The organism is Leptolyngbya sp. NIES-2104 (genome assembly GCF_001485215.1).
GTDB lineage: Bacteria > Cyanobacteriota > Cyanobacteriia > Leptolyngbyales > Leptolyngbyaceae > Leptolyngbya.
On sequence record NZ_BBWW01000002.1, the window covers coordinates 137,497 to 160,037 of the forward strand.

Here is a 22,541-nt window from a genome sequence, read left to right on the forward strand (position 1 = left end):
TTATGTTCAATCACATTTCAGAAAAGACGTTCCACCGAATTCGCTGGATGCTGACGATCGGCTGGTTAGTGTTAATCGCATCATTGTTTTATGACCCGATCACGATTCAGTGGACACAACCCCAGTCATCGCCCTCACAGGGAATTGCGAGCCCATTCCGGCTCAATCCAGCACAATATTTAAACCCGCAGTCTTGCGTCAAAATCCGCTCGACCTGCATTCCAGAGCAGCCGTTTGCCCTTGGAACACTGATTTGGTGGTCGATGATTGTGCCAAGTTCGATTTTCGTTTTGCTAGTATTTGGACACGAATTTTGGAGGCGGATTTGCCCGCTATCATTTATGTCGCAGTTGCCTCGCGCATTGGGTATTCAGCGGCAGCGTACTGTAGTTGATCCAACAAGTGGTGCTTCTCGCCAGGAAGTGGTCAGAATCGACGAGGACTCTTGGCTAGGACGAAATCATCTTTATGTACAATTTGGCTTATTTGTTTTGGGGTTAGCAGCGCGTCTGTTACTGGTGAACGGCGATCGCATTGCATTGGGCATTTTTCTACTGGCGACGATCGCTTGCGCCATCCTCGTCGGCTACCTATACAGCGGGAAGAGCTGGTGTCACTACTTCTGTCCCATGAGTCCTGTTCAAACAGTTTATACGGGACCGCGATCGCTGCTTGGCTCTCAGGCGCATCAATCGCGACCGGGTGAACTGACTCAATCCACCTGCCGCACCATCGATTCCCAAACTCAACAAGAGCAGAGTGCCTGTGTTGCCTGTAAAAGTCCGTGTTTTGACATTGATGCAGAAAACACCTACTGGAAAGAACTGAAGAAACCAGGGCGACGGCTTGCCCACTATGGCTATTTGGGAATGGTGATCGCTTTTTACCTTTATTTCTTTCTCTATTCAGGCAATTGGGATTATTACTTCACTGGAGCCTGGGCACATGAGGAGGATGTTCTCTACAAAGTTGCTGACATCGGTTTTTACCTGTTCGATACTGCAATTCCAATTCCTAAATGGATTGCCGTATTTTTGACGTTCGCCGTGTTTATTTCTACTTTTGTTTTTCTCGGCTCTTGGCTAGAGAAACAATATCGATCGTACCAAACGCGACGCGGGCAAAAAGTCTCAGCAGAGCAAGCGCAACATATCATTTTTACTGTTTTTACGCTCGCATCCTTTTGGATCTTTTTCTCCTACGGGGCACGTCCATCGTTGAATCGATTACCATCGTTCCTAGTGCTTGCCATTAATGCCTTGATTGTTTTAGTCGGAACGCTTTGGGTGGTTCGCACGCTGCGGCGCTCAAAGGTGCGGTATGAACGTGAGAAAGTGTCGCTCAGTTTACGCCAGCAGTTGCAGCAAGTTGAAATTCCAAGCGAGGTTTTGGCAGGACGAGCGTTGGATAACCTGAGCGTGGACGAGGTTTACACATTAGCGAAAACATTACCAAACTGGTCGCAGGAGTCGCGCCTCAAGGCTTACACAGACATTCTTGCGGATATCACCGCACACCATGAGGTCAGAATTGAGGAGAGTTGTGATTTTCTCAGTCCGCTCAGACAAACCCTGCAACTCACAGACTCGGATCACTTTGATGCAATCCAATTTCTAGCTGAGCATCAGTCAGGTCCATTCGATCCTGATACTCGCAGTGCGAACGATCGCCACGTCGCGCCCACGATCGCGTTCTCTCGCCGTACTGCTAGAACAATGCCCTACCGCTCCAACCCTCCTCGATAATCGCCTCATGATTAAACTGCAAACCGTTAATCTCAATCAGCAAGAACATGGACAACATACCCTTGCTCAAAATGACCCCGATCAAACCGAATGGCTGATTGGGAGAGCAAAGCTCTGCGATTTAGTGCTGGAGGAGCAGGATATTAGTCGCGTTCACGCCAAAATCAAATTCTCAGATGGCATTTACTATTTCCTGGATGCTGGCAGTTTGATTGGTTCCTTTGTGAATGGCGAAAAGATTGCTCAACCCCATCGCTTGCAGGTGGGCGATCGCATTCAGCTTGGCGAAACTTTTTTGTACGTTGAAGAGTTGATGTCTCAATCCCCAATCGCGCAGATCAATGCGAACACGGATGCTGCACGATACTGGACGAGTGAAGATCTAACCGTTTTTTGCTTTCGCATTGTTGACGAAACACTGGATACAAAAACCTTTTGGTTTACCAGCAATCCAGCTGAATCGACTGTGCTGTTCTACTATCAGCCAGGACAGTTTGTACTCATCGAGGTCGAAATCGAGGGTCAACCCGTTTTGCGTCCCTACTCCATTTCCTCAACACCCTCTCGCCCCTATGCGATCGCGCTCACGGTGAAGCGAGTCCCCAGTCCACCCAACTCGTCTGATTTGCCCCCTGGAACCGTTTCAAACTGGCTACACGACCATCTGAGCGTGGGTGACTCGATCAAGCTGCACGGTGGGGCGCAAGGGCAATTTACCTTCCTTCCCAATTTGCCGCCTAAACTGCTGCTGATTTCTGCGGGCAGTGGGATTACGCCCATGATGTCAATGAGTCGTTGGCTATACGATACGGCATCTGATGCTGATGTGGTGTTCTTGCATTCGGCTCGTACACCGACTGAAATTATCTTCTGCCATGAACTCGCGCTCATGGCGACGCAGATGTCAAATTTTCATCTCAAGATAACGGTGACTCAACAAGTGTCAGGCGTTGCGTGGATGGGACTCACAGGGCGCATTTCTCGATCGATGCTGGAGCTTCCCGATCTATGCGATCGCACCGTCTTTGTCTGCGGTGCGGATGGCTTTAGGCAGAGCGTTCGGACTCTACTTGAAGAATTGCAGTTTCCAATGGAGCAGTTTCACGAAGAGAGCTTTGGTCAACGTTCAGACGCGAGTCCGAAAGAACCAGTAAGTTCTAAACCTGTCGAAGATGCGAGTGAAACGAATGGTGCTTCAGAAACAGCGTTGCCCAAAACTAGCAAGCAATCAGACTCAAACGGCTCCTCACCTACGATCCATTTTTCACAATCGCAGCAAGATGCGATCGCTGCCCCTAATACAACGGTTTTAGAAGTCGCTCAACAAGCAGGCGTAACTACTATCAACTCCTCTTGTCGAGCCGGGGTTTGCGGCGCTTGTAAAGTCAAAGTGGCAGCAGGAGAAGTGAATTATCAGCATTCTCCAAGTGCGTTAACTGATGAAGAACAAACAACTGGGTATATTCTGGCGTGCGTAGCCTGTCCTGTCACTCGCGTCACGGTTGAGGCTTAATTTGTTTCTACAAACCGGGTTGGCTCATTTGGGCACAAGCGTTGCACGACCTGAAAAACGGTGCTATCTAAAATCAAGGCTTCTGACGGCAAGCAGTAACAGCGATCGCAGGCATCATACTCTCCGATCGCTTTAAGCTGATGATGAGTGGCGTATCCCCAAATCTGTATCCAGGCATCATCAGGATCAACTTGAATCGCAAAATAATAATCGCCAGCATGGTTCTCATCGTCGATCCAAAATTGCGGCACTCGAATTTCGCTTCGATCGATGCTGAGATCAGGAACCAGAATCAGTTGCTTTTGACCCAGTGAGATGGCGCTACCATTGATGTGTTCCCAATCTTGAAACGATAAGGCTGCTTGAGAATTGATTTCCGTTTGTAGCCAGGGAAGCACGCTCTGTAGGCAAATTCGATTGATGTAACCGTTCCACTGCGCCCATTGAGTCGAATGAGTTCGGCTACAAGTCCAGGCTTGCTCTTGAAGTTGAGGCGCGATCGCAAACGAAGGCTGTTGAATCGAAAAGTGTGCAAGCATTTTTACTAGACCTTTGACAACATCGAGCGCGTTCATGTTTAACCTGGTGAATCGAGAAAATCTCCCAATCCACCAGGAACATTCGGTACATCGAGAACCCTATGCCTGTGTCACAAAATCATTTGAAGATAGCTGTGGATTCCCGATCAAAGTCGCAAACTGATTCCCGTCACCGAAGCCACCTTCTGCGCCATTTGGGTTATAAAACAACTTTCCAGAGCTTCCACTGTAAACAATGAATGCGTCACTCTGAGCCGCAGCCGCATCATCGTTCACCGTTGCAAAAATTTCAGGACTCACGCCACTCGCTGAAGGATTTGCCAACGCAGTAAAAGTAGTTGAGTCCAGCACGATTTTATCGGTTCCTGGCTTGAAGCCGATTAGTGTGTCCGCGCCAAGACTCTCAGTGCTAAAGGGCTGCTCGGATTCAAACACAAACTGATTATTGCCAACGCCCGCAACTAGGCGATCGTCTCCGGTTCCACCATTAAACCGATTCTCGCCACTGCCCCCAATCAAGAAATCATTCCCTTGATCGCCATTCGCTTGTAAAGCGTGATCCGTCCCGGAGCCGATCAGAATATCGTCGCCTTCACCACCGGAGAACTTGAGCAGTTCCACATCGGTTTCTGATAAGTCGCTCAGAGCGAGAATATCATTCCCAGCGGCTCCGTTGAGTTCAACGCCTTCAGTCGAAGTAATATTCATCTCAAATGGCGTTTGGCTGAGCCGCTCTAGAATCGCTGAGCTTCCGTTTTGAGTCAGCGTAAGAATCTCAGCATCCTGACTGCCATTGATGATCGAGGTATCTGTCCCAGCATTGCCTCGAATTACATCTGTCCCATCGCCTGGATTCCAAGTAAATCGATCGTCTCCGAGTCCACCGATCAAAGTATCTTTACCTGCACCACCCACGATCGCATCATTGCCCAATCCGCCCGCTACCGTATCATCACTCTTACCCGTCGTGAGTTGATCGTCTCCCTCATCACCTCTAGCAAGAATGGGAATCGCAACTTGGCTAGCATCAAGCACATCATTTCCCGTACCTGCTAGAAATGAGGCTCGTTCAAGAGAGGTTCCTGATAAATCGGCAATGCTTAAGCGATCGTCGCCTGCTGCCCCATTGATTTGAAATTGATTCGTTGTGCTAATTGGTTGAGTTGCTGGATTAGGATCAACTCGGCTAAAGACTGCTTGAGTTCCTTCCGGTGCGATCGTGAACGTTTCCGAATCGCTACCTCCTTGGAAAGTAGAATTGTTAATCGCTGCATTTTGTTCTGATACAAGGGCATCAAGATTTCTAGCAATGCCCGGATCAAGGCTCAAACTATCGATTATGTCTTCAATCGAAGTGGAGCTAAATTCGCTGCCAACTTGATCGCCAGAAATAAGCAGGTCATCGCCACTGTCCCCGATTAAGCGATCGCTGCCGTCGTTACCGATGATAATGTTGTCACTGTTTGAGCCTCGAAGAATATCGTTACCAACAGTGCCGACTTGCACTTGAGTCGTCATGATTTAATCCTCTAGTAGGTAATGATTGATTGTCAGACCAGATGTACCCTACCGTTTTGGCAAAATAAGGTGATTGTTCAACAAACGAAGAATCTAACTCTGTGATGAGATCTTACTAAACAAGCTTTTATAGCAAGTAATGCCTTGGCGAACAGATCCCATTCACTGCGTTTATTCTAATGAAGAACTATCAACAGTACAATACTCAATTTTGTACTGTTGAGTTTTCAATCTTTCATCGTACCGATCGCATCGCGTCAAAGGCTTTGATGATCGGTTCAGCAACATAGCTAATGGGAGCGCGAGACTGCGTTTTCATGTTTACTGATAGAGTCATTCCAGGCGAAATGGTAAGTCGTTTTCCTTGCCGCTCTAAAAAAGGCTGATCGAGTCGAATTTCAACCGGAAAGACCGTTTGACCATTGCGCTGATTCGGATCAGCAGGAACCGCTTCACTGCTGATTTTCGTAACCACGCCAGAAATTGAGCCATTTTCAGTAAACGGATAAGCATCCAGACGAACTTCAACCGGAATGCCAACGCTGAGACTCGCTGCATCAGCATTCGCAACCTGTACCCGTGCGATTAGGGCTTCGTTCGGAGACACTTTGACTAGCACTTGTCCAGGCTGTGCAAACAGTCCAGGAATTCTCGTGGCTAGGTCAAATACAACACCGTTCGTTGGGGCTTTGACTTCTTGAGCTTGCAAATCGAGTTTGAGTTGTTTGAGTTGGGCATCGAATTGAGTCAGTTGGCTTTGGTTCGTTTGCAGCGTGTTATCGATCTGAGCATCGAGTTGACTGAGTTCAGCTTGAACCGTTCTTAGCTGATCTGCGATCGTTTTCTGTCCATCGATTTGAGTCTGGACTCGGTTCACATCCAGTAAACGGCGCTGGACTTGATTCTGATTAAATTGATTTTGTAGGGTGTTTAGCTCGGTTACTCGTCGCAGATAATCAGTACGTGAAATGCCGCCGGATTGTCGCAGTGCGGTGAGTTCAGCGAGTTGCTGTTGCTCTGAACGCAGTCTTGCTTGATTTTCTACGAGTTGGGCATCTGCTCCGGTTGCCTGAGTTTCGAGCGCACTGGCTTGAAGTTGACTGAGCGATCGAATATCGTTCAATCCCTGCACAAATAAGTTGTACTGCTGCAATTGTTCAGCAGTAAGATTTTGTGAATTTCCAGTCAGTTTCGCAAGTAGAAGGTTTCGGCGCTGAACCTGGCTCAGTAATTCTTGTGGAATCTTTAGATCAGGAGCTGCTGCGTTTATAGTTCGTCCTTGTCGAGCTAGCCTAAGTAGCGTGACTTGTTTTGCGATCGGTTCACGCTGTCGTAGCAAAGCTTCCAATCGATTCAGCAGTTCAGCTTTGTCTAGCTGCATCAAAATCTGACCTTGCTTTACCGTCTGTCCATCTTGCACCAGTACCGCAGTCACGACTCCACCCGCACGAGATTGAACAGACTGAGAAGAAGATAAAGGTTCAAGCTTGCCACGAGCGGTGACAACCACATCAATTCGGGCAAAAATTGACCAGCCTAGAACACCGACTCCCAGCCCTAGAATGACTAGCTGCGATCGGCGCACCCAGACTTCAGCACGAGGCAGATCGAATTCAGAATGATCAAGCTGCACATCAACTTTGTCTACTGCCCTTTGCATTTGTTGACGTAGGTTATGAGCAACTCGAAAAAGTAAATGAGGTTTTTGTGGAGTCATGGCATTAAACCGATTCTTGAACTTGTCGTCTGTAAAGGCAGTAATATCGCTGCCGTTGTGCCATTAATTCAGCATGAGTGCCTTGCTCGATCAACACGCCCGATTGAAGGTACAGAATGAGATCTGCATTGCGTAAATTAGCAAGGCGATGCGTGATAAATAGAACTGTTGTGTTGCGAAATCGAGTCATCAAATTCTCAACCACGCGCCGTTCTGTTTCATAGTCAAGGGCACTGGTCGCTTCATCGAGAATCACTAATCGGGGATTATTCAGAACCATTCGTGCGATCGTTATACGCTGTCGCTGTCCACCAGAAAGAGATGCCCCACGTTCTTCAACTCGCGTATTGTAGCCATCTGGCAGTTCCATAATGAAATCATGCGCTTCTGCCACCTTTGCCGCTTCGACAATGGCGCGATCGTCAGCATCCGCAAACAGCGTAATATTGTCGCGAATCGTGCCTTCAAACAATCCTGGCTCTTGCGGAACGGTTCCAATCTGTCGCCGCAGCGAAGCAAGACTCACTTTACTAATATCGATTCCATCAATGTAAATTGAGCCTTGAGACGGAGAATAGAGACGCGGCAACAGTTTTACTAGGGTACTTTTGCCCGATCCACTCTGCCCAACAATGCCAACAAATGAACCCGGCACGATATCGAAATTGATGTTGATTAATTGCTGTTGCTGACGATTGAAGCCAAAATTTACGGCTTGATACTGCACTCGTCCAATCATTTCAGGCAGTGCCACTTTCGCAGTATCTTCAGCCGAAAACTCCATCGGCGTATTTTTGATATCAGACAATAGCTCGATCGATAAATTCGCTTCTTGAATTCGTTGCCCCAGATGCGATAGCCGGATTAAAGGACCTGTGACATACCCGCTGATAATCCGAAAAGCAATCAGTCCCCCCAGCGTCAACTCCCCATTCAGAACCAAGTTTCCCCCGACCCACAGCACGACCAAACTGCTGAGATTGTTGATAAATGTATTCATCGCTTGGAATATTGATCCCGCGATCGTGGTTCGCAAGCTGCTACCCAAATATTGAAGATAGCGATCGCGCCAGTTCGCCTGCGCTATTGCCTCCATGTGTTGTGCTTTCACGGTAAAAATACTATTGAGAACTTCGATCAAATACGACTGCATTCGAGCGTGTTGATCCGATCGCTTCCGAATCAGCTTGTCGAGAATCGGAGAGGCAAATAAAGTAAGTACGGCAATCAGTGGGACAAACCCTAGAACGCAGAGCGTGAGAAAAGGGCTGTAGAGCCACATGACTCCTACATATAGCAGCGAAAATACGACATCTAACGCAACGGTGATGGAAGTCCCTGCAAGGAATTGCCGAATCGTTTCCAGTTCTGAAATCCGTGCGGCTAATTCTCCAACCGGGCGTTTCTGAAAAAATGGCAGTGGCAAATTCAGCAGATGTCGAACAATTTCTGTGCCAACCACTAAATCCACTCGATTTGTCGTGCTGTTGAGTAAATATGTCCGAAACACAGTTAAGACTGATTCTGCTGCGGTTACGACAACGAGCAATCCGCCAAATACAGGCAATGCTCCAGCATTCGCATTAATGATCACCTTATCAATAATCTGCTGAGTCATCAGTGGATTGGCAAGTCCTAGAAGCTGCACGACCATCGAAGCAAATAAAACTTGAAGCAGGATACCTTGATGTGGCTTGAAGTACGGCAAAAACCAGCGCCAGCCGAATTGCTGCGTCGGGCTATCGGCATGACGACGAACAATCAACGCATGACTCAGTTGAACACCAGAGCTAACTTCTGCGATCGCGAGTTGTTCAGCTACTTTCTCTGGCTCTAAATGCAGCAAACCATCGATCGGAGATGCGATCGTAATTGTCGTCGGAGTTGCTTCATACAAGACGCATGGAATTCCGTGCAATACAAGTACTGCTGGTGTTTGCAGCCGTAGCAGCCCTTTCGGCGTAGGAGAAAACCGAGTAATCTGGGCTTGCAGTCCAAATGCCTCAGCGATGCGAATATAGCGCAGCATCCGTTGATCACTGAGCTTTTCGAGTCGGGCATACCAACGCCTGAGAATATCGGGTCGATAAGGAATTTGCAGGCAGTCGCAGAGATTCCAGAAGGTCATGACCCAGTATTCAGACAGTTCTGGAGACTGCGATCGATGAGCAGGATAAGATTTGCGCTCTACAAGACGCGGGATCGAGATTTGCTCAGGAGGATTGAGGAGCCGTTCTAGACGATCCACGACTGCTTCTGAAGTAGCTAAGGCTTGGTTTGGTATGGGCAGAAAATCTGTTTCTAAAATTGAATTGAAAAAGGCGCGATTAATTCCAACTAAGCGCACCGGAGATGAAGCTTTTTGAGCAAGGACAGAACCTTCGATCGACTGAACCAGCGTTCCGATCGGTTGTGAAGCTCCACTGCTAATGAACCATAGGCAATCTGAGAAGGCAAGATTCTGGTTTGAGAACACGTTTCCGTGTAATGAAGCGATCGCAAGATTTTGCTCAATGATTGTTTGAATGATGTGGTTCAAATCAAGGCGCTCAACTTGAATCGGCAGTGAGGTAAAGAAGCGCGACAAAATGTCGTAAAGCTCGGTGGCGCTGACGCACTCACTGATGATTGGTAAAAGTTCTGTACTCAGAAGTTGCTCGAACTCATCCGCAGGAACCGATAGCGTCAGTGTTTCATCCAGCCCCGCCGATCGCACTGAACCAACGCTAACTCGTCGCAGTAGCCCTTCCCATCCAAACGTCTGCCCTGGTTCTAGTCGAGCAATGGTCAACGGCTGGGGCTGAGATGAAGTAACGATGCGAACGTGCCCTTGGACAATGCAATGCACCGCGATCGGAAGCTCCCCTTCTGCAAAGATAATCTGTCCGGGTTGAAAATCATTGAGCGTGACCTTCGAGGCAATGTGCCGACAAGCTTGAGCCGATAATCGATTGAACGGAAACGTGCTGAAGAAAATGGGTAGAAACGATCGTACTTCTAAATTTGTCATACGATCGCCTCCGCAACTTCTTCTGATTGGCTGTTTACAATCTGGATCTGTCCAGGTTCACTGAGCTTAGATTGCAGCGTAGAGCGCAGCCAACAGCTTAGTTGCTGATTACGGAGGTCAGCACGTACCCATTCGGTTAATCGAGCCTCAAAGAACTGTTCAATCCGAATAATCCAGGCTTGATCATTGAGAAAAACAGGCCCGTAAACCTGCCCAACTTTTCCTTGATAAACCAGTTGAATTACGGGTGGAGGCAGATTAGACAGACGCACCAAACCTAACCACCCCTGAGTATGGCGTTCTGCCCCTTCCGAGTACTGTGCAGCGAGTGAACCAAACGACACCTGATCATCACGAAGCTGAAATAATAGTTCTTCGGCAAGCTGTTGATTTGAGGTTCGGATCAGCGATAACACGACTTGATCAAACTCTGGTTTGCGTTTTAGGAACTCCGCATCAATTTGTCGATCGAAGTGTGCCTGTTTGAGTTTCTGGATGCGTAACTGTCGAACTGCCTTTTCGAGATCCGTTCGCGATCGCTGCCGTTGACTTGCCCAGTCTTCGAGAAATGCCTTAAAGTTATCGGGCTTTAAGCTGCAATCTTGTCCTGTCAAATGCTCAAACACATCATCTTCACTGATCGAAACCGAGGTGAGTATCGAATCTAGCAAAATCTGCTCTAGAAGCGATTCTAGAAGTTGATAGCGAACTAAAGCAGCTACCACTTGTTCGCCAGTTAGCTTTAAATTTCCAAACTTTAAACAAATTGTCATTTGCTCGTGAGTTGAACAATCATCTCAAATCAAAGTGGGCTGAACTCGTCGATCGCGAATTCAACCTAGTAGAGGGTTCAGCGAAGTAAATTCCTCACAGTCAGCAACCGCAACAGTACCAAGCATTAAGATGGTTGGCTCACTCAAACGGTTTCGGTGTTGCAAGGTAGATCAATCAGAGTAACGCAGCGAATCCTGCTACGACTACACAAGAGTTATCATGCGCTGAACTGTAATACCTATTCCCATAGAGAGATTTGGCAACACAAGAATTAGCTGATTGGACACTCTCTCGATCGAGAGAGGACAGCAGAATTTAGGGCGCGATAGCATTGCGGCAATATCTACCTGATATGTACAAAAGCTTTTCACACGGGTTCATCACCAAACCACACGGTTTACTCTAAGCTATGCTGAACGATTGGAGTAAACCATCTTGCCTTGAAACATCTAAACCCTAAATTTGAGGAAAAACTGCTATGAGTCGTTGGCTCTTAGGTGGCGGACTCTCTGTGTCTGTCGTATCGCTTGCAGTCTACGCGATGACTGTGGGAATGCCAGTTCAGAAAAGTGAAATTCCGAGCGAAATGGAAACTATCTACGCCAGTATGCTCAAGCAAGCAGAGTCGCTAGCAGCCCGCGATCGCTTTGCTCAAGCGCTTCAGGAAGTTCAAGGCATTCCTCGTAACAGTCGCAGTTTTCAGCAAGCCCAGGAGTTCCAGGAAAGCTGGTCAAAAGAGGTTTTACAACAAGCTTTGGAGCAGTACCGTCAAGGCAACCTCGATCAAGCATTAGTCGCACTCAGACCGATTCCATTTGGTGTAAGTGTGCGATCGCAAGCTCAAGCATTCCAGAAAGCTTGGACACAAGAAGCTAAATTTCTCAATCAGGCTCTATCTGCTGCGACAAATCGAGACTGGTCAAGTACGCTGCGATCGCTCGAAGCCCTGCGCGGAACTGGAACTTACACCACTCCGCGAGTTCAAACGCTGCTCGAACAAGCGATCGCAAATGCCTTTGATCCATCAATTACAACGATTCGCCTTGCAACTGCGCCGCCAGTTCAATCGAGTCCATTCACCCAGCCGATTGCGCCTCTCACTCAATTCACTCCACCCAGATTAACGCCATTAGCAGTCGATACTGAAAGCGCGATCGCGCAATCTGAACCTCGAACAGCAGAAACAACCGTTGCCTCGAATCCGCCTGCTCCATCCACTCGATCGGCTCCTGTTCCAGTCACGCCTATTCTTCCCGTGCCCTCTCTTCCCCCAGCTCCGATAGCTTCCTCAGAGTTGCCTTCTGCACCAGTCGCACGCACTGAATCAACTCAAACTCCGCCAGCCACAACTCTACAAGAAAACAGAACTCCTCAAACGATCGAGACTTCACCCCAAACTCAGCCATCCTCTACCGCATTACCGTCGCCAGCAACAAGCAGCGATCGCAACTCTGAAGAAATCGCTCAAAGTGAAGCAGGACAGAGAGAGCAGACCGTAGCACCTCAAGCAGTTCAGCCATCCAGTAAACTCACAGCACCTTCTCAACCACAACCAATCCCCTCATCAACAGAAAATACTTCATCTACGACAGCTCGCGACGAAGTTCAACCTTCTCAGCAACTTCCTCAAGCAGAGGTCACTCCACCCTTACCCGTCCCAGCAAAAGTGCCCTCTCCATCAACAATTGATAATCAGCCATCACAAATCGAAGCTCTTCCTTCTGAACCCTCGAATCCAGATTTAATTGCCGAACTTCCTCCAGCCGAACGAGCATTAATGCTGAAGCCACTTGACACTCAAACCCTGCAAAAAGTAACCAATGTTTTGCAAGCCAATACAGGCACAGATCAATCTTCTCAGCCAGCACAAAGTAATGCTGTTTCGGCTAGATAACTTAAACTGTGCGATCGCGAATCTTGGCGCAAGCGTCGCATCATCCAACTTTGAATCAAGAGCAAAATTCGTGAGTGAGTGCTTTCAAGCCCGTTATGTTCAGCCGATTCTAGCTGTTCTAGCTTGTTTTGGAATATTGAATTGCGCGATCGCAAGTTTCACATATAGAGCAGAGGCTCATCCAGTCAGTAGAACACAAGTTCAGCCGATTTCTTATCCCAACCCTGCTACCCACTCTGTGCCCAGTGTTCAGCCAATTCAATACGGCAGTGTGATTCCTGGAGTGTTAGCACCAGGCGGATTTCAGTTTCAGGGGCGATTCTTTGATGCTTACCGATTTCGCGGACTTCAAGGCGATTACATTCGATTGAGTGTCGTTGGATCAGATTCTCGCTCAATGAATTCGCTCAAACTCAAACCTGCTTTTGTCCTACTGGATGCAAATAACAATGTGATTGGTGAAGGGAAACAATCGCCAGAAGCCATTAATATTCGACTTCAAACCAAGTTGTCAGCGACTGGGATTTATACGATCGTAGTCACAAGCCGTCAATCTGGGGATTTAGGACGCTATAGCTTGGCACTTCAGCGAGTTTATAAGAATACCTACCAACGAAAATAGCCTAAATACTAAGACGTTATTTTGGTGAAATACAAATTGCAAGGTTTCACCAAAGTTTTGAATAGATTCGCTGATTCTCCAGATGTGAAATTAGATTTTTCGACTAACAAAACGAAAAGGCTAGAATATACTTGTTAAACAAGTTGAACCTGCTGACTGGCAGAACATTAGTGAGTGCGAAAGATTTATTTCATGAGGCTGTTAAGCAGGCTCTTATTCGAGATGGGTGGAGCATTACAGACAACCCTTTAGTCGTGCGCTACGGTCCAACGAACCTCAAAGTAGACTTGGGCGCAGAGCGCATGATTGCTGCACAGCGAGACGCTGAAACAATCGCAGTAGAAATTAAGAGCTTTCTCGATCCGAGTGCCGTCAATGATTTTCATACGGCTGTAGGGCAATATCTTCATTACCAGCTTGCATTTAGGTATAACCAGTGGAGTCGCAAGCTGTATTTAGCCGTCCCAAAAGAAATCTATGAGACTCAATTTGAGAAGCCGCTTTTTCAAGATAGCATTCAGACATATGGAACTAAAATCTTAGTGTATGGCGCTGAAAATCAGGAGATTGTGGCATGGATCGAGTAGAGCAATATCGAAATATTGTTAGGCAAGTTCTCCAACATTACTACACTCTGTATCAGCGAATGCAAGATGCAGATACAGCAATGTTGTGCGATCGCACCTCGGATCAGTATCAAGTCATCCAAACCGGATGGGATGCTCAACAGCGAAGAATTTACACCACCCTGCACCTATCCATCAAGAACGGAAGAGTTTACATCCACAGTGATCCGACTGAAGAAGGTGTAGCAAATTCGCTCATTGAAGCAGGAATTCCGAAGACCGATATCGTTTTGGAGTACCAGGCTCCAACACTTAGAAAGTATTCAGAGTTTGCTCAGGCTTGAAGCTCATCCAGACGCGATCGTAAAACTCAGTTCCTCTGAGGGCAGCATGAGCAGCAGGGCAGAAAGCGCTTTGATTTGAACTAAGGGCGCGAGTTGCTGCCACGCAATTGCCCAATTCTCATCTTGCAGCCAATCAAGGAACACTTCGTGCAGCGTTACGAGAACTTGGACGGGGGTTCGACTTTCAGCCAAAGCTTGCTCTACGACTGGAACTAGCAAATCTAACGGCGCTTCGTCATCGGTTGAATCTGTATGATGAGTGCGATCGATCGGATCTAATAGCGTTTGTAATAATTCGCGGAATTGCCGACTGATATAGCTTTGACTGACACCGACCTGCTGGGCGATCGCGGCTTGAGTCGGTTGCTGGTCGGTTGATTGCAGGTATTCAATAGCTTGCTTGATCGCTATGGTGAGCCGTTCGGTTCCAGTCGCCGCTTCTAGTGTGACTTCCGAAGCTTTCAGGGGTTCAACCGTGAGATCAATTGGAAAATCTGTGATCAGAATGACCTGCAATTGTTCGGTTGGTCGTCGTTGCGATCGCAGTCGCCCAATTTCTTGGATCAATTCAGCCTGAATGATTTGGTGTAGCCAGGTTTGGAATTCAGGACTCGTTTCTACCGCAACCTTGCCCGTCAAAACAGAATACTCTGCCAGCATTTCAGTCAAATTCGGGCATGGTGCGCCAACAATGATCAACGTTTTGGTTTCCAAGAAGGTATTGACTCCACGACTGTCCCGCCAGTGAGCACCATCCGCAGCAAATTTCTTGAAGTCAATTACTTTTGTCGTGGGATCAATCGATCGATAGTGATTGATCAACGCATTTAAACGACGTTCCTGCTGTTTGCCGCGCTGCATTCCCATTCGTCCTAGATCACTGATGTGAAATAATTTCAAATTATTGGAAATTTTTGCTTTTTCACAACAGACGAAAATCTTCTCTACCGAGCAGTTCAGCTTGCGGGCAAGTTCATTGGGTGTGAGCGTGGCATCGAGAAACAGCGTTGCTTTTGCAGTTGTCACGATCGAGCGATGACGGAGATCAGGAAGTGTCATCGTTAGAGTCTGACGATGAAAGGAAAAACAGCCGCCGGGGGTTTTATCTTGCAAAATTAGCAGGAATTCTTCAAACCATTGTTTCAAAATGTGCTGTTGAGCTTGTTCAGCTTTAGTGCGATCGCTCTCCAAAAATTGCTTGCGTAAATTTCTGGGCAGATCCTGTAAGTCCACTCCATACTCAGCCGTCGTATTGAGAAAACCGAGCGTGGGCTGAAGGACTTGACCGAGCGTGATCGGATCAAGCTCTGGTAGTCGGGGTAACTGAGAAATAACTTCTTCGTGCTTCAATCCAAATTTACGATGTGATTTGCTAGAGAACAACTCCAACAGCGCAATGAGGATCGGAGATAAAACTGCCAGAAGCTGGGAATAATTTTTGAGCAAATGTCCGAGCAGAGCTTCAACATCGCTGATTGTGACCTGAATCTTTTGTGAAACTCTAAAGCTCTGCCCAGGTTCGTCCCAAATGAGAAGAATGTTGCTGTAGTCGTAATCGATCGCGGGTGCAAGACTATCTGGATGCGATCGCACTTTTGGAGATGCCAAAGCAGTGCGGCGCTGATTGAGAAATCCATAGCCAGTCCCTTGAGCATGAGTGCAGCTTTCTTTTAGGGGGCAAGTTCCACAAATCAAGGCGGCTGTGTCTGCGCCGTGAACATTCTTCGATCTCAGTACATTGATCAATTGAGTGCGGTTACAGTTGGGCGCGATCGTGTAAGCAGTTCCAGGAGAAGCACGTTGCAGCCGTTCACTTCCATCCGGTTGTGGCTTCGAGATAAGTCCTCCATGCCGCGCTTCTAGGTCAATCCAACCATTCTCAGATTGAAGCGTTTCAGTTGTAGGATTGCGATGATCATTCGATACATAGAAAAGCTGCCGCACCCCGAAGGTTTCGGGCGTGAGTTGTCCTGCGGTGTAGGATTTCCCACTTCCTGTTCCGCTCTGGTCAAGAATATATTGATAGCCTTGATCAATTGCTCGCTGCCAAACTTGTTGGCGATCGCACGAATCATACTCCACGATCATAGATGGTTGTGGGATTGGCGTTCTCTGAAAACCACGAGCAGGATTTGGTTTTCGAGACAGGCGACGGAGCAGATGCCGAAGTTCTTGAACGAGGAGATTTTCCTGTTGAGCCGCGATCGCTTCAAAGGCTTCAATGCTAATTAACTGTGCTGTACTAAATGCCGTGAAATCAAGTTCATCGATATCGCAAGCAGCTTTCGTAATCTGCTTCCACCAACGAACCTGAACCGAGTAGCCCCAGCTTTGAATCAAGTTCCAAGTTTCCCGGTACTCACGCAGGACATCACGATTTTGAACTGCGCCTGCGTCTGCATTTAGCACTACTTTTTGAGTCTTGAGTTCAACAGCAGCTTGATCAAGAAACTGCCTGAGCAACTGAGGGCTTCTCGCCCACTGTCCACCCGTTGCACCAATCATTAATAATCCAAACCGCTGTGATGCAATCAAGGGCTTGAGAAATCCTTCTGCCAAGTTAATTTCAGTAGTTTGAATCGTTTCTTGGGGTCGGTAAACGCCGATCGGCACTTCTCCAGTCGGCAAATGAATGCCTGCCCCTTCAATTGTTTCTGAACTGACCCAGAAATATTTGCCATTGTCGGGCTTGATTTGTGCGCCGAGAATTTTGCCGTTGATGTCGGGAACTGCGATCGCGAATCCTCGATATCCCCGCAAATACCCACGAGGAGTTACACCCGGTAAATCAGCCGTGACTCCTGGAATTTGAGCGTGAGCCGCCCAACTCCACAACAATCCTTGATCATGTGCCCATTCAATTTGATTTGAAGTCAAGCCTCGATCAATTAAGCTCTGTCGATGTCGAGTCGCAGGGTATCCAGTCGATCGACAAATCCTGCGAAACTGGCGATCGCGTTCTTCAACACTCAGCGTTTGCCTCGGCTGTGATGGCTCAATCCTGTGTGGTATGAGATCAATTGGTGTAGAACTCTGAGAATCCGCAATCCACATCGAAAAGCCGATCGCATCTTCTCCAAGAAATCGGAATCCAACCGGAGTAGCATTGAGATCTCGACAGTGAATGATTTGTGATGCTGTATTCTCACGGCAATCTTTGCGATCGCCCTGGCAGATTGGGCAATCACCTTTGAGAGAACGAAACGATCGACTCATGGCATCCGCCCTCCTGTGAAGGTTGAACACCATTGCTCGATCGACAAAACTGCGATCGACAGCTTGCCTGCGAAAAGCTTACTCGGTCGATTAACCGAGGTCATAGAATTAAATTGCATCAGTTGCCTCTACTTTGTAGGCGCAAAGTAGGGAGTCAGCAGTGGCAACTTGCCCGCAAACTTGATACGATAATCGCAAATGGCGGATTTACAGCATCTCGCCATCCAGTTCGGGGTAAGGCGTGGGACACAGACGAGATAGACCTAGCGACCAAACTTGACCTATCTAGAAGTGTTGCTCCTCTACTCCGGCGCTATGAACACACACGAACCCAAAGCTAAATTGAATGCCTCGTCATTGCAGGCATTCAGTCGTGCAAACTGCTTGTGCCTAAGCTTGGCACAACAGAACCTGCTGGTGAGCGTTAGCTTCGCTTACAGGTACACGATCGCAGTTTAGATTTTGGAAACCGCAATCATAGAACGGATCAGTCAGAAACATTGCTTGTGAGGTAATTCTTTGCAGAGGATTGCCCCGCTTGATTTTTGCAGTCAATCGTTAGGCAGTTTTGAGAGCGTTGGTTTGCATTAGGGAATTAGGGCGCTTCTCCTCTGGATGAAAGCGCGACCAAATTGTTTTCGCTTTGCGGCGACCGCGTGTAGGAACTACCTTTAGGGTTAGTAGGCGATCGATAGTCGGCAAGTTGAGTGATCGACAGATTTTCTCGATCGAACTGAGTTCAAATCGATTCATCGAATCAAAGTCATTGACCCAACTTGAAATGGTGTTCGCGTGCATTCGCGTGTCCATCTCTAATCGATACTGACTTCTACCTTGCTGCTTTAGAATTTCTGGTAGATGACCCATGAGAAACACCGAATCCGGTTGCATCTCTAAGAATTCATCTGGAGCTTCTGGAGCAGTATCCAAGTCAATCAGTTGACTGACTCGCTTGATTCCGAACAGGCGACAGCAATCGAGAAGCGTTTCTCGGCTCAGTCGTTTCGTATGTCCATAGTACAGTTTGATGAGTTGATCTCGATTTAACGAGGACTCTGATAGGTCTTGCTTAATCATGCTATGGAGAACATCAGGATTGTTGAGTCCGTAATGCTCCATGATTTTTGGTAGCTTACTGACTAGCATTTTGGTGTGCTTTGACAGATAGTTTGACTTTAAGGCTACAACTCGAACATAGTACTGTCAATGCCTAGATGCTTTGATTTCGGTGGTTTGTAGGGATTTTTGTAAAAAGAAGCTAGAGGCGAGCTATTGCTTATCTAGGGATCATCTGCTTGATCGGTTATAGCTATAGCTGGCAGGGAAATAGAGGGCTGAAGAGTAGTGAGATTGACACATCGACTCAACAATCTGAAATTTTCCAAAATTTGGAAAGTACGAAAACTCACTCTCTTTGAATTTTCCAAAGTTTGGAAAATTCAACACATTTGATCAACAACTCAGCGTCTCAAAGCCGTCTATTCCGATCGCAAGCTTCTCCCTTCCACATGAGATCGATCGTCAAACGCGATCCTACGTCGCTTGCTCGGTGTTCCCAGCAAATAATTAAGGAGTTCATCAGGCTTCTGATGCTTCGCGCCTTGCAATCGGACTTTCAAACGAGTTGCCATCTGTTTTTGCTCGTCTGTTGCAGCAGAGTGCCGAAAGGTTGTTTTGACAAACCTTTCGAGTAGCTGAAGGAATTCAATGCTGGTATATGAAGACTGCAACTGTTGAGTCGTTGGGTCAAAGATGACGATCGCCTGGTTCTGTGAATCAGACAAAGTGACTCGCGTAGGTGTTTCGACCAGTTGAAGCGGCGTTTCGGTAAGCTGGCTGATTAGGGTTAGACCTCTCAGCGTTGGGGTAGGATCGATCGTTTTAGCAGCACGGGATGAATTCGATTCAGCAGACGCAGCACTCGTCGATTGTTGCTTTGAAGAGTTAGAAGCTGCTGCTGATTTTGATGGCTTCGGATGTCGATCGCTGTCTACCGATTTTGCAGCAGTGTTTTGAGGAGAGGACTTCGATCGAGAACGATCGGCGTGATTCGGGGGAGCTGGTGTGGCAGCTTCAATGTTTTCTGTTTCCTGCTCTGGTTGAGTCGAGGAATTTAGAAGAGATTGCGCTTGTTCTGTCTTAATTGCCAAAACTTCGGATTCCGATAAAGTCTCCATCTGCCACTCATCTTCGGAGAGTTCAGCTTGAAAACAATGCGGATAGCTGAAGATAAAAGATTGCAGTGTGGGAAGTAACTGCTTGAGACGAAGCTCGATTCCTAGCTCTGGAACTTCTGAAGCGTACTCTGGTAGAGGCTGTTTGTTCTTTCTGGCTTCATTGCGCGATCGACGTTTTTGAGCTTCCTCTTGTCGATATTGTTTAATGGCAGGAACCAGTTCAAACAAAGAGCGATCGGTGTACAACCCCTCGCATAGAACAACCCGAACTTTCCCAGTCGTGCGGTGGGTCAGGCGAATCGTTTGATCACGCTTAAACGGAATCGTCCCAATATACTGCCGATGTAGTTTTTCTCGATCCCACCAGTAGAGCTTGACCGAGTAATTCGGACTGTTTGCGTAAGGTGTGCCGTACTCAAAGCAATCGTTGCGAAATCGGCTTCCGTCTTGAGGATTATCTTCAAACTCAGCATTAAAATTATGCTCAGTGAAGGCACGAATGACTCGCTTGCGTCCTTCTACACCAAGTCGCTCAGATAATCTAAGGATACTTTTTACCAAGGTATCGAGCGAGAGTTGCCGACCTAGCTCTACGAACTGCCGTTCTTCTGATCCCAGCAGGGTAAGCAGATCATCTGGTGTAGAATTACTCGGTCGCTTCAACGCCATAGTTTTAACGGTATAAATAAGACTTCTGAACTGTTCAACAGTAGCGCAATGCTCAATCGGATTCATCGCTCTAAGGGAATTTCGACGATCGCAAAGCTAATTGAGTCCAGCACCCTACCGCACCACCATTCAGAAGATAAGCTCAATTTTTCTCATGCTATCAGAAATTCCGATTTCCGCGATCGCCAAGATAAGTTGGTTCTAGAAGCGTTTCCTTTGCGCGATCTCCTTCTCGTTCTAACCGATAGGCTTTTGCAGTCGATCGAGAACTAACAATATTGGCCAAGGTTCCGTTCACAAAATGCAATCCAACGCCATCATCCGCAGCATATCCGTCTGCTAATTCTCCTGACGCGATCATCTGATGATAGACAGGTCTACGATCTCGCTCCCCATCGTAGTGTGGGCAATGACTGCCCTTCAAGAAGCCAAGGCACTTCAGCGACTTGTAAACTCCATTCCCTGTGTAATCGCTCAAGCCTTCCTCAAACCAGCACATTGATCCTGCGCTCAAGCCACAGAGAATAATTCCCTGTTCCCAAGCTTCTTTCAAAATCTGATCAATTCCCCAATCGCGCCAAAGTGCGACTAAGTTCTTCGTATTGCCTCCACCAACATAGATAATGTCTTGCTCTAGCAGAAAGCTGCGGAGTTCCAATGTGGGAGGATTGAACAATGAAAGATGGCAAGGCTGGCAAGAGAACTTTAGAAAGGCTGAATAAAATCGAACAATGTAGCGATCGCTATCTCCACTGGCGGTCGGGAGAAAACAGATTTTGGGCTGGGGCTGAGGGCTGAGTCCCAAAATGTACTGGTCGAGTAAGGGATTCTCTGGCTCCATCGAGAAACCACCTCCACCGATCGCGATGATATGCGTATCTGAAGTAGAACGAATGCTCACTTTTAAGTGCTGATTTGTAATTTGTGCTGATAGTCTGTGATTGTGAAATGCTGATGGTCAGCGCCCTACTCGTTCGGCAAATTGGCGCGGAGTTGTTCTACTTCTACGATCGGCAACTCAGACACTCGCGCAATCACCTCGATTGGAACACCCTCACGCAGTAACTTAAGCGCCATCTCTTGTCTAGCTTCCTGTCTTCCTGCTTGTTTTGACTCTTCGATTCGCTTCAAATAAGCCTCAGACAACTTCATAATCAGTTTCTCCTCTTCAGGTGTGAGATTGCCACGAGTCCCCAAAATCGTGCAATAGTCCGCTAATAAATCTCCAATGTGATCGTGAAATGCTGATGGTCAGCGTCCTACTCGTTCGATAGATTAGCGCGGAGTTGCTCTACTTCTGCGATCGACAGCTTGGTCACCCGTACAACCACCTCCGGTGTAATGCCTTCTTGCAACATATTGAGTGCCATCTCAGAGACTGTCTCTTGTCTGCCTTCCTGTCTGCCTTCTTGTCTACCTTCTTGTTTGCCCTCGCGCTTCCACTCTTCTACTCGTTTAAGATAAGCCGCAGATAGCTTCATGATTAATTCCTCCTCTTCAGATGTGAGCTTGCCACCAGTCTCTAAAATGGTACGATAATCAGCTAATAAATCTCCGATACTATTATATAGCGGAAGTTCGGCAGGTATCTGGGCGAACTCCTCAATCGCTCGTTCTTGCTCATTTTCGCGACCGAGTAACCGCAACCATAATGTCTCCTCAGTCTTCTCTAGCTGATGCACCACGATCAATTTGATCCGCTGTAGACTCGGAAACTCATACACCCCTGCTGCCTCAGTCTCCACAACTGAAAATCCCTGGCGAATCTCAGCCGAAGCCGTAGGCATTAGTAACCACAGATACGGTAATTCCGTCTCAGTGAGACGCTGATTCCGACGTTTTGCCTTTCGGAGTGATTCTCCTTCGGCAGAAATCAACTTTCCTTGGCAGGCGCGGATCTCGATCGCGGTTGCCGCATTCCGAAACACCTCGATTAGCCCATTGCGAGTGAGCAATCGTCCTAGTAATCCCAACTGCGATCGCTGTGCTTCCAATCGAGGATTGAGTTCAAACCACAAATCAGCCGCGCGACTCTCAGCTTTGAGGGGACGATTGGGTACTGCTTTGCCGATCGTGTTTAGTAACTCGGCTAGATAAGCTTTTGCAAAATCATCATGCGGGAATTTAGACATTTGCCGGATTTCGAGCAGAATTCGTTCAATTGTACTATTGAATAACGCTTTTCAGAAATTGAATTCAGGCGATTTCTCTCTTAGCTCAAATCAATCAAGCTTTTT

18 protein-coding genes are annotated in these 22,541 nt (G+C 47.5%); 6 read left to right on the forward strand and 12 right to left on the reverse strand.

The window, feature by feature from the left end; translation table 11 throughout:
* The first annotated feature begins 2 nt into the window (after positions 1–2).
* Both NIES2104_RS27900 and NIES2104_RS27905 read left to right on the forward strand, forming a co-directional pair.
* Entirely contained in the window at positions 3–1,745 is a 1,743-nt protein-coding gene (locus NIES2104_RS27900; RefSeq protein WP_059002198.1) for a hypothetical protein, read from the forward strand.
* Between the two features lie 7 nt (positions 1,746–1,752).
* Positions 1,753–3,258, forward strand: coding sequence for an FHA domain-containing protein (locus NIES2104_RS27905; RefSeq protein ID WP_059002199.1), 1,506 nt, complete (start codon positions 1,753–1,755; stop codon positions 3,256–3,258).
* Here the strand turns inward: NIES2104_RS27905 and NIES2104_RS27910 are convergent.
* From NIES2104_RS27910 to NIES2104_RS27930, 5 genes are all read right to left on the reverse strand, one after another.
* Positions 3,255–3,797 carry a DUF1822 family protein gene (locus NIES2104_RS27910; RefSeq protein ID WP_192843671.1) on the reverse strand — a complete coding sequence of 181 codons (543 nt, stop codon included), beginning with the start codon at positions 3,795–3,797 and terminating at the stop codon, positions 3,255–3,257. The genes NIES2104_RS27905 and NIES2104_RS27910 overlap by 4 nt on opposite strands.
* Before the next feature lie 99 nt (positions 3,798–3,896).
* Positions 3,897–5,315, reverse strand: a complete 1,419-nt coding sequence (locus tag NIES2104_RS27915; RefSeq protein WP_059002201.1) for a calcium-binding protein — start codon at positions 5,313–5,315, stop codon at positions 3,897–3,899.
* Between the two features lie 235 nt (positions 5,316–5,550).
* On the reverse strand, positions 5,551–7,032 hold the full coding sequence (locus NIES2104_RS27920; protein ID WP_059002202.1) for an HlyD family type I secretion periplasmic adaptor subunit: 1,482 nt from the start codon (positions 7,030–7,032) through the stop codon (positions 5,551–5,553).
* Between the two features lie 4 nt (positions 7,033–7,036).
* Positions 7,037–10,042 (reverse strand): peptidase domain-containing ABC transporter, encoded by a 3,006-nt coding sequence (locus tag NIES2104_RS27925; RefSeq protein ID WP_059002203.1) that lies wholly within the window; start codon positions 10,040–10,042, stop codon positions 7,037–7,039.
* A complete protein-coding gene (locus tag NIES2104_RS27930; RefSeq protein ID WP_059002204.1) occupies positions 10,039–10,815 on the reverse strand; it encodes a peptidylprolyl isomerase in 777 nt (258 codons plus the stop codon). Before NIES2104_RS27930 ends, NIES2104_RS27925 begins: the two co-directional genes overlap by 4 nt.
* A 479-nt stretch (positions 10,816–11,294) precedes the next feature.
* On the opposite strand from NIES2104_RS27930, the gene NIES2104_RS27935 reads away from it, so the two are divergent.
* From NIES2104_RS27935 to NIES2104_RS27950, 4 genes are all read left to right on the forward strand, one after another.
* Positions 11,295–12,710: a hypothetical protein gene (locus NIES2104_RS27935; RefSeq protein WP_059002205.1), complete on the forward strand. Its 1,416-nt coding sequence runs from the start codon at positions 11,295–11,297 to the stop codon at positions 12,708–12,710.
* Positions 12,691–13,332: a hypothetical protein gene (locus tag NIES2104_RS27940; RefSeq protein ID WP_059002206.1), complete on the forward strand. Its 642-nt coding sequence runs from the start codon at positions 12,691–12,693 to the stop codon at positions 13,330–13,332. The genes NIES2104_RS27935 and NIES2104_RS27940 overlap by 20 nt, the downstream gene beginning before the upstream one ends.
* A 143-nt stretch (positions 13,333–13,475) precedes the next feature.
* A complete protein-coding gene (locus tag NIES2104_RS27945; protein WP_225895333.1) occupies positions 13,476–13,919 on the forward strand; it encodes an element excision factor XisH family protein in 444 nt (147 codons plus the stop codon).
* On the forward strand, positions 13,907–14,242 hold the full coding sequence (locus NIES2104_RS27950) for a XisI protein (protein WP_059002207.1): 336 nt from the start codon (positions 13,907–13,909) through the stop codon (positions 14,240–14,242). The genes NIES2104_RS27945 and NIES2104_RS27950 overlap by 13 nt, the downstream gene beginning before the upstream one ends.
* A gap of 3 nt (positions 14,243–14,245) precedes the next feature.
* Here the strand turns inward: NIES2104_RS27950 and NIES2104_RS31390 are convergent, their stop codons facing one another.
* The 7 genes from NIES2104_RS31390 to NIES2104_RS27980 form a co-directional block, all read right to left on the reverse strand.
* Positions 14,246–17,458 (reverse strand): hypothetical protein, encoded by a 3,213-nt coding sequence (locus NIES2104_RS31390; protein ID WP_059002208.1) that lies wholly within the window; start codon positions 17,456–17,458, stop codon positions 14,246–14,248.
* On the reverse strand, positions 17,455–17,577 hold the full coding sequence (locus NIES2104_RS33635; protein ID WP_263971071.1) for a hypothetical protein: 123 nt from the start codon (positions 17,575–17,577) through the stop codon (positions 17,455–17,457). Before NIES2104_RS33635 ends, NIES2104_RS31390 begins: the two co-directional genes overlap by 4 nt.
* Positions 17,578–18,016: 439 nt before the next feature.
* The gene (locus NIES2104_RS27960) at positions 18,017–18,604 is read right to left on the reverse strand and encodes a helix-turn-helix transcriptional regulator (protein ID WP_082690161.1); all 588 of its coding nucleotides are present in this window, start codon (positions 18,602–18,604) and stop codon (positions 18,017–18,019) included.
* Positions 18,605–18,936: 332 nt separating this feature from the next.
* Entirely contained in the window at positions 18,937–20,304 is a 1,368-nt protein-coding gene (locus NIES2104_RS27965; protein WP_156427123.1) for a hypothetical protein, read from the reverse strand.
* A gap of 160 nt (positions 20,305–20,464) precedes the next feature.
* Positions 20,465–21,205 (reverse strand): peptidase E, encoded by a 741-nt coding sequence (locus NIES2104_RS27970; protein WP_225895334.1) that lies wholly within the window; start codon positions 21,203–21,205, stop codon positions 20,465–20,467.
* 65 nt (positions 21,206–21,270) lie between these two features.
* Positions 21,271–21,456, reverse strand: coding sequence for a hypothetical protein (locus NIES2104_RS27975; protein ID WP_059002212.1), 186 nt, complete (start codon positions 21,454–21,456; stop codon positions 21,271–21,273).
* Positions 21,457–21,563: 107 nt separating this feature from the next.
* On the reverse strand, positions 21,564–22,436 hold the full coding sequence (locus NIES2104_RS27980) for a hypothetical protein (RefSeq protein ID WP_059002213.1): 873 nt from the start codon (positions 22,434–22,436) through the stop codon (positions 21,564–21,566).
* Positions 22,437–22,541: the final 105 nt, after the last annotated feature.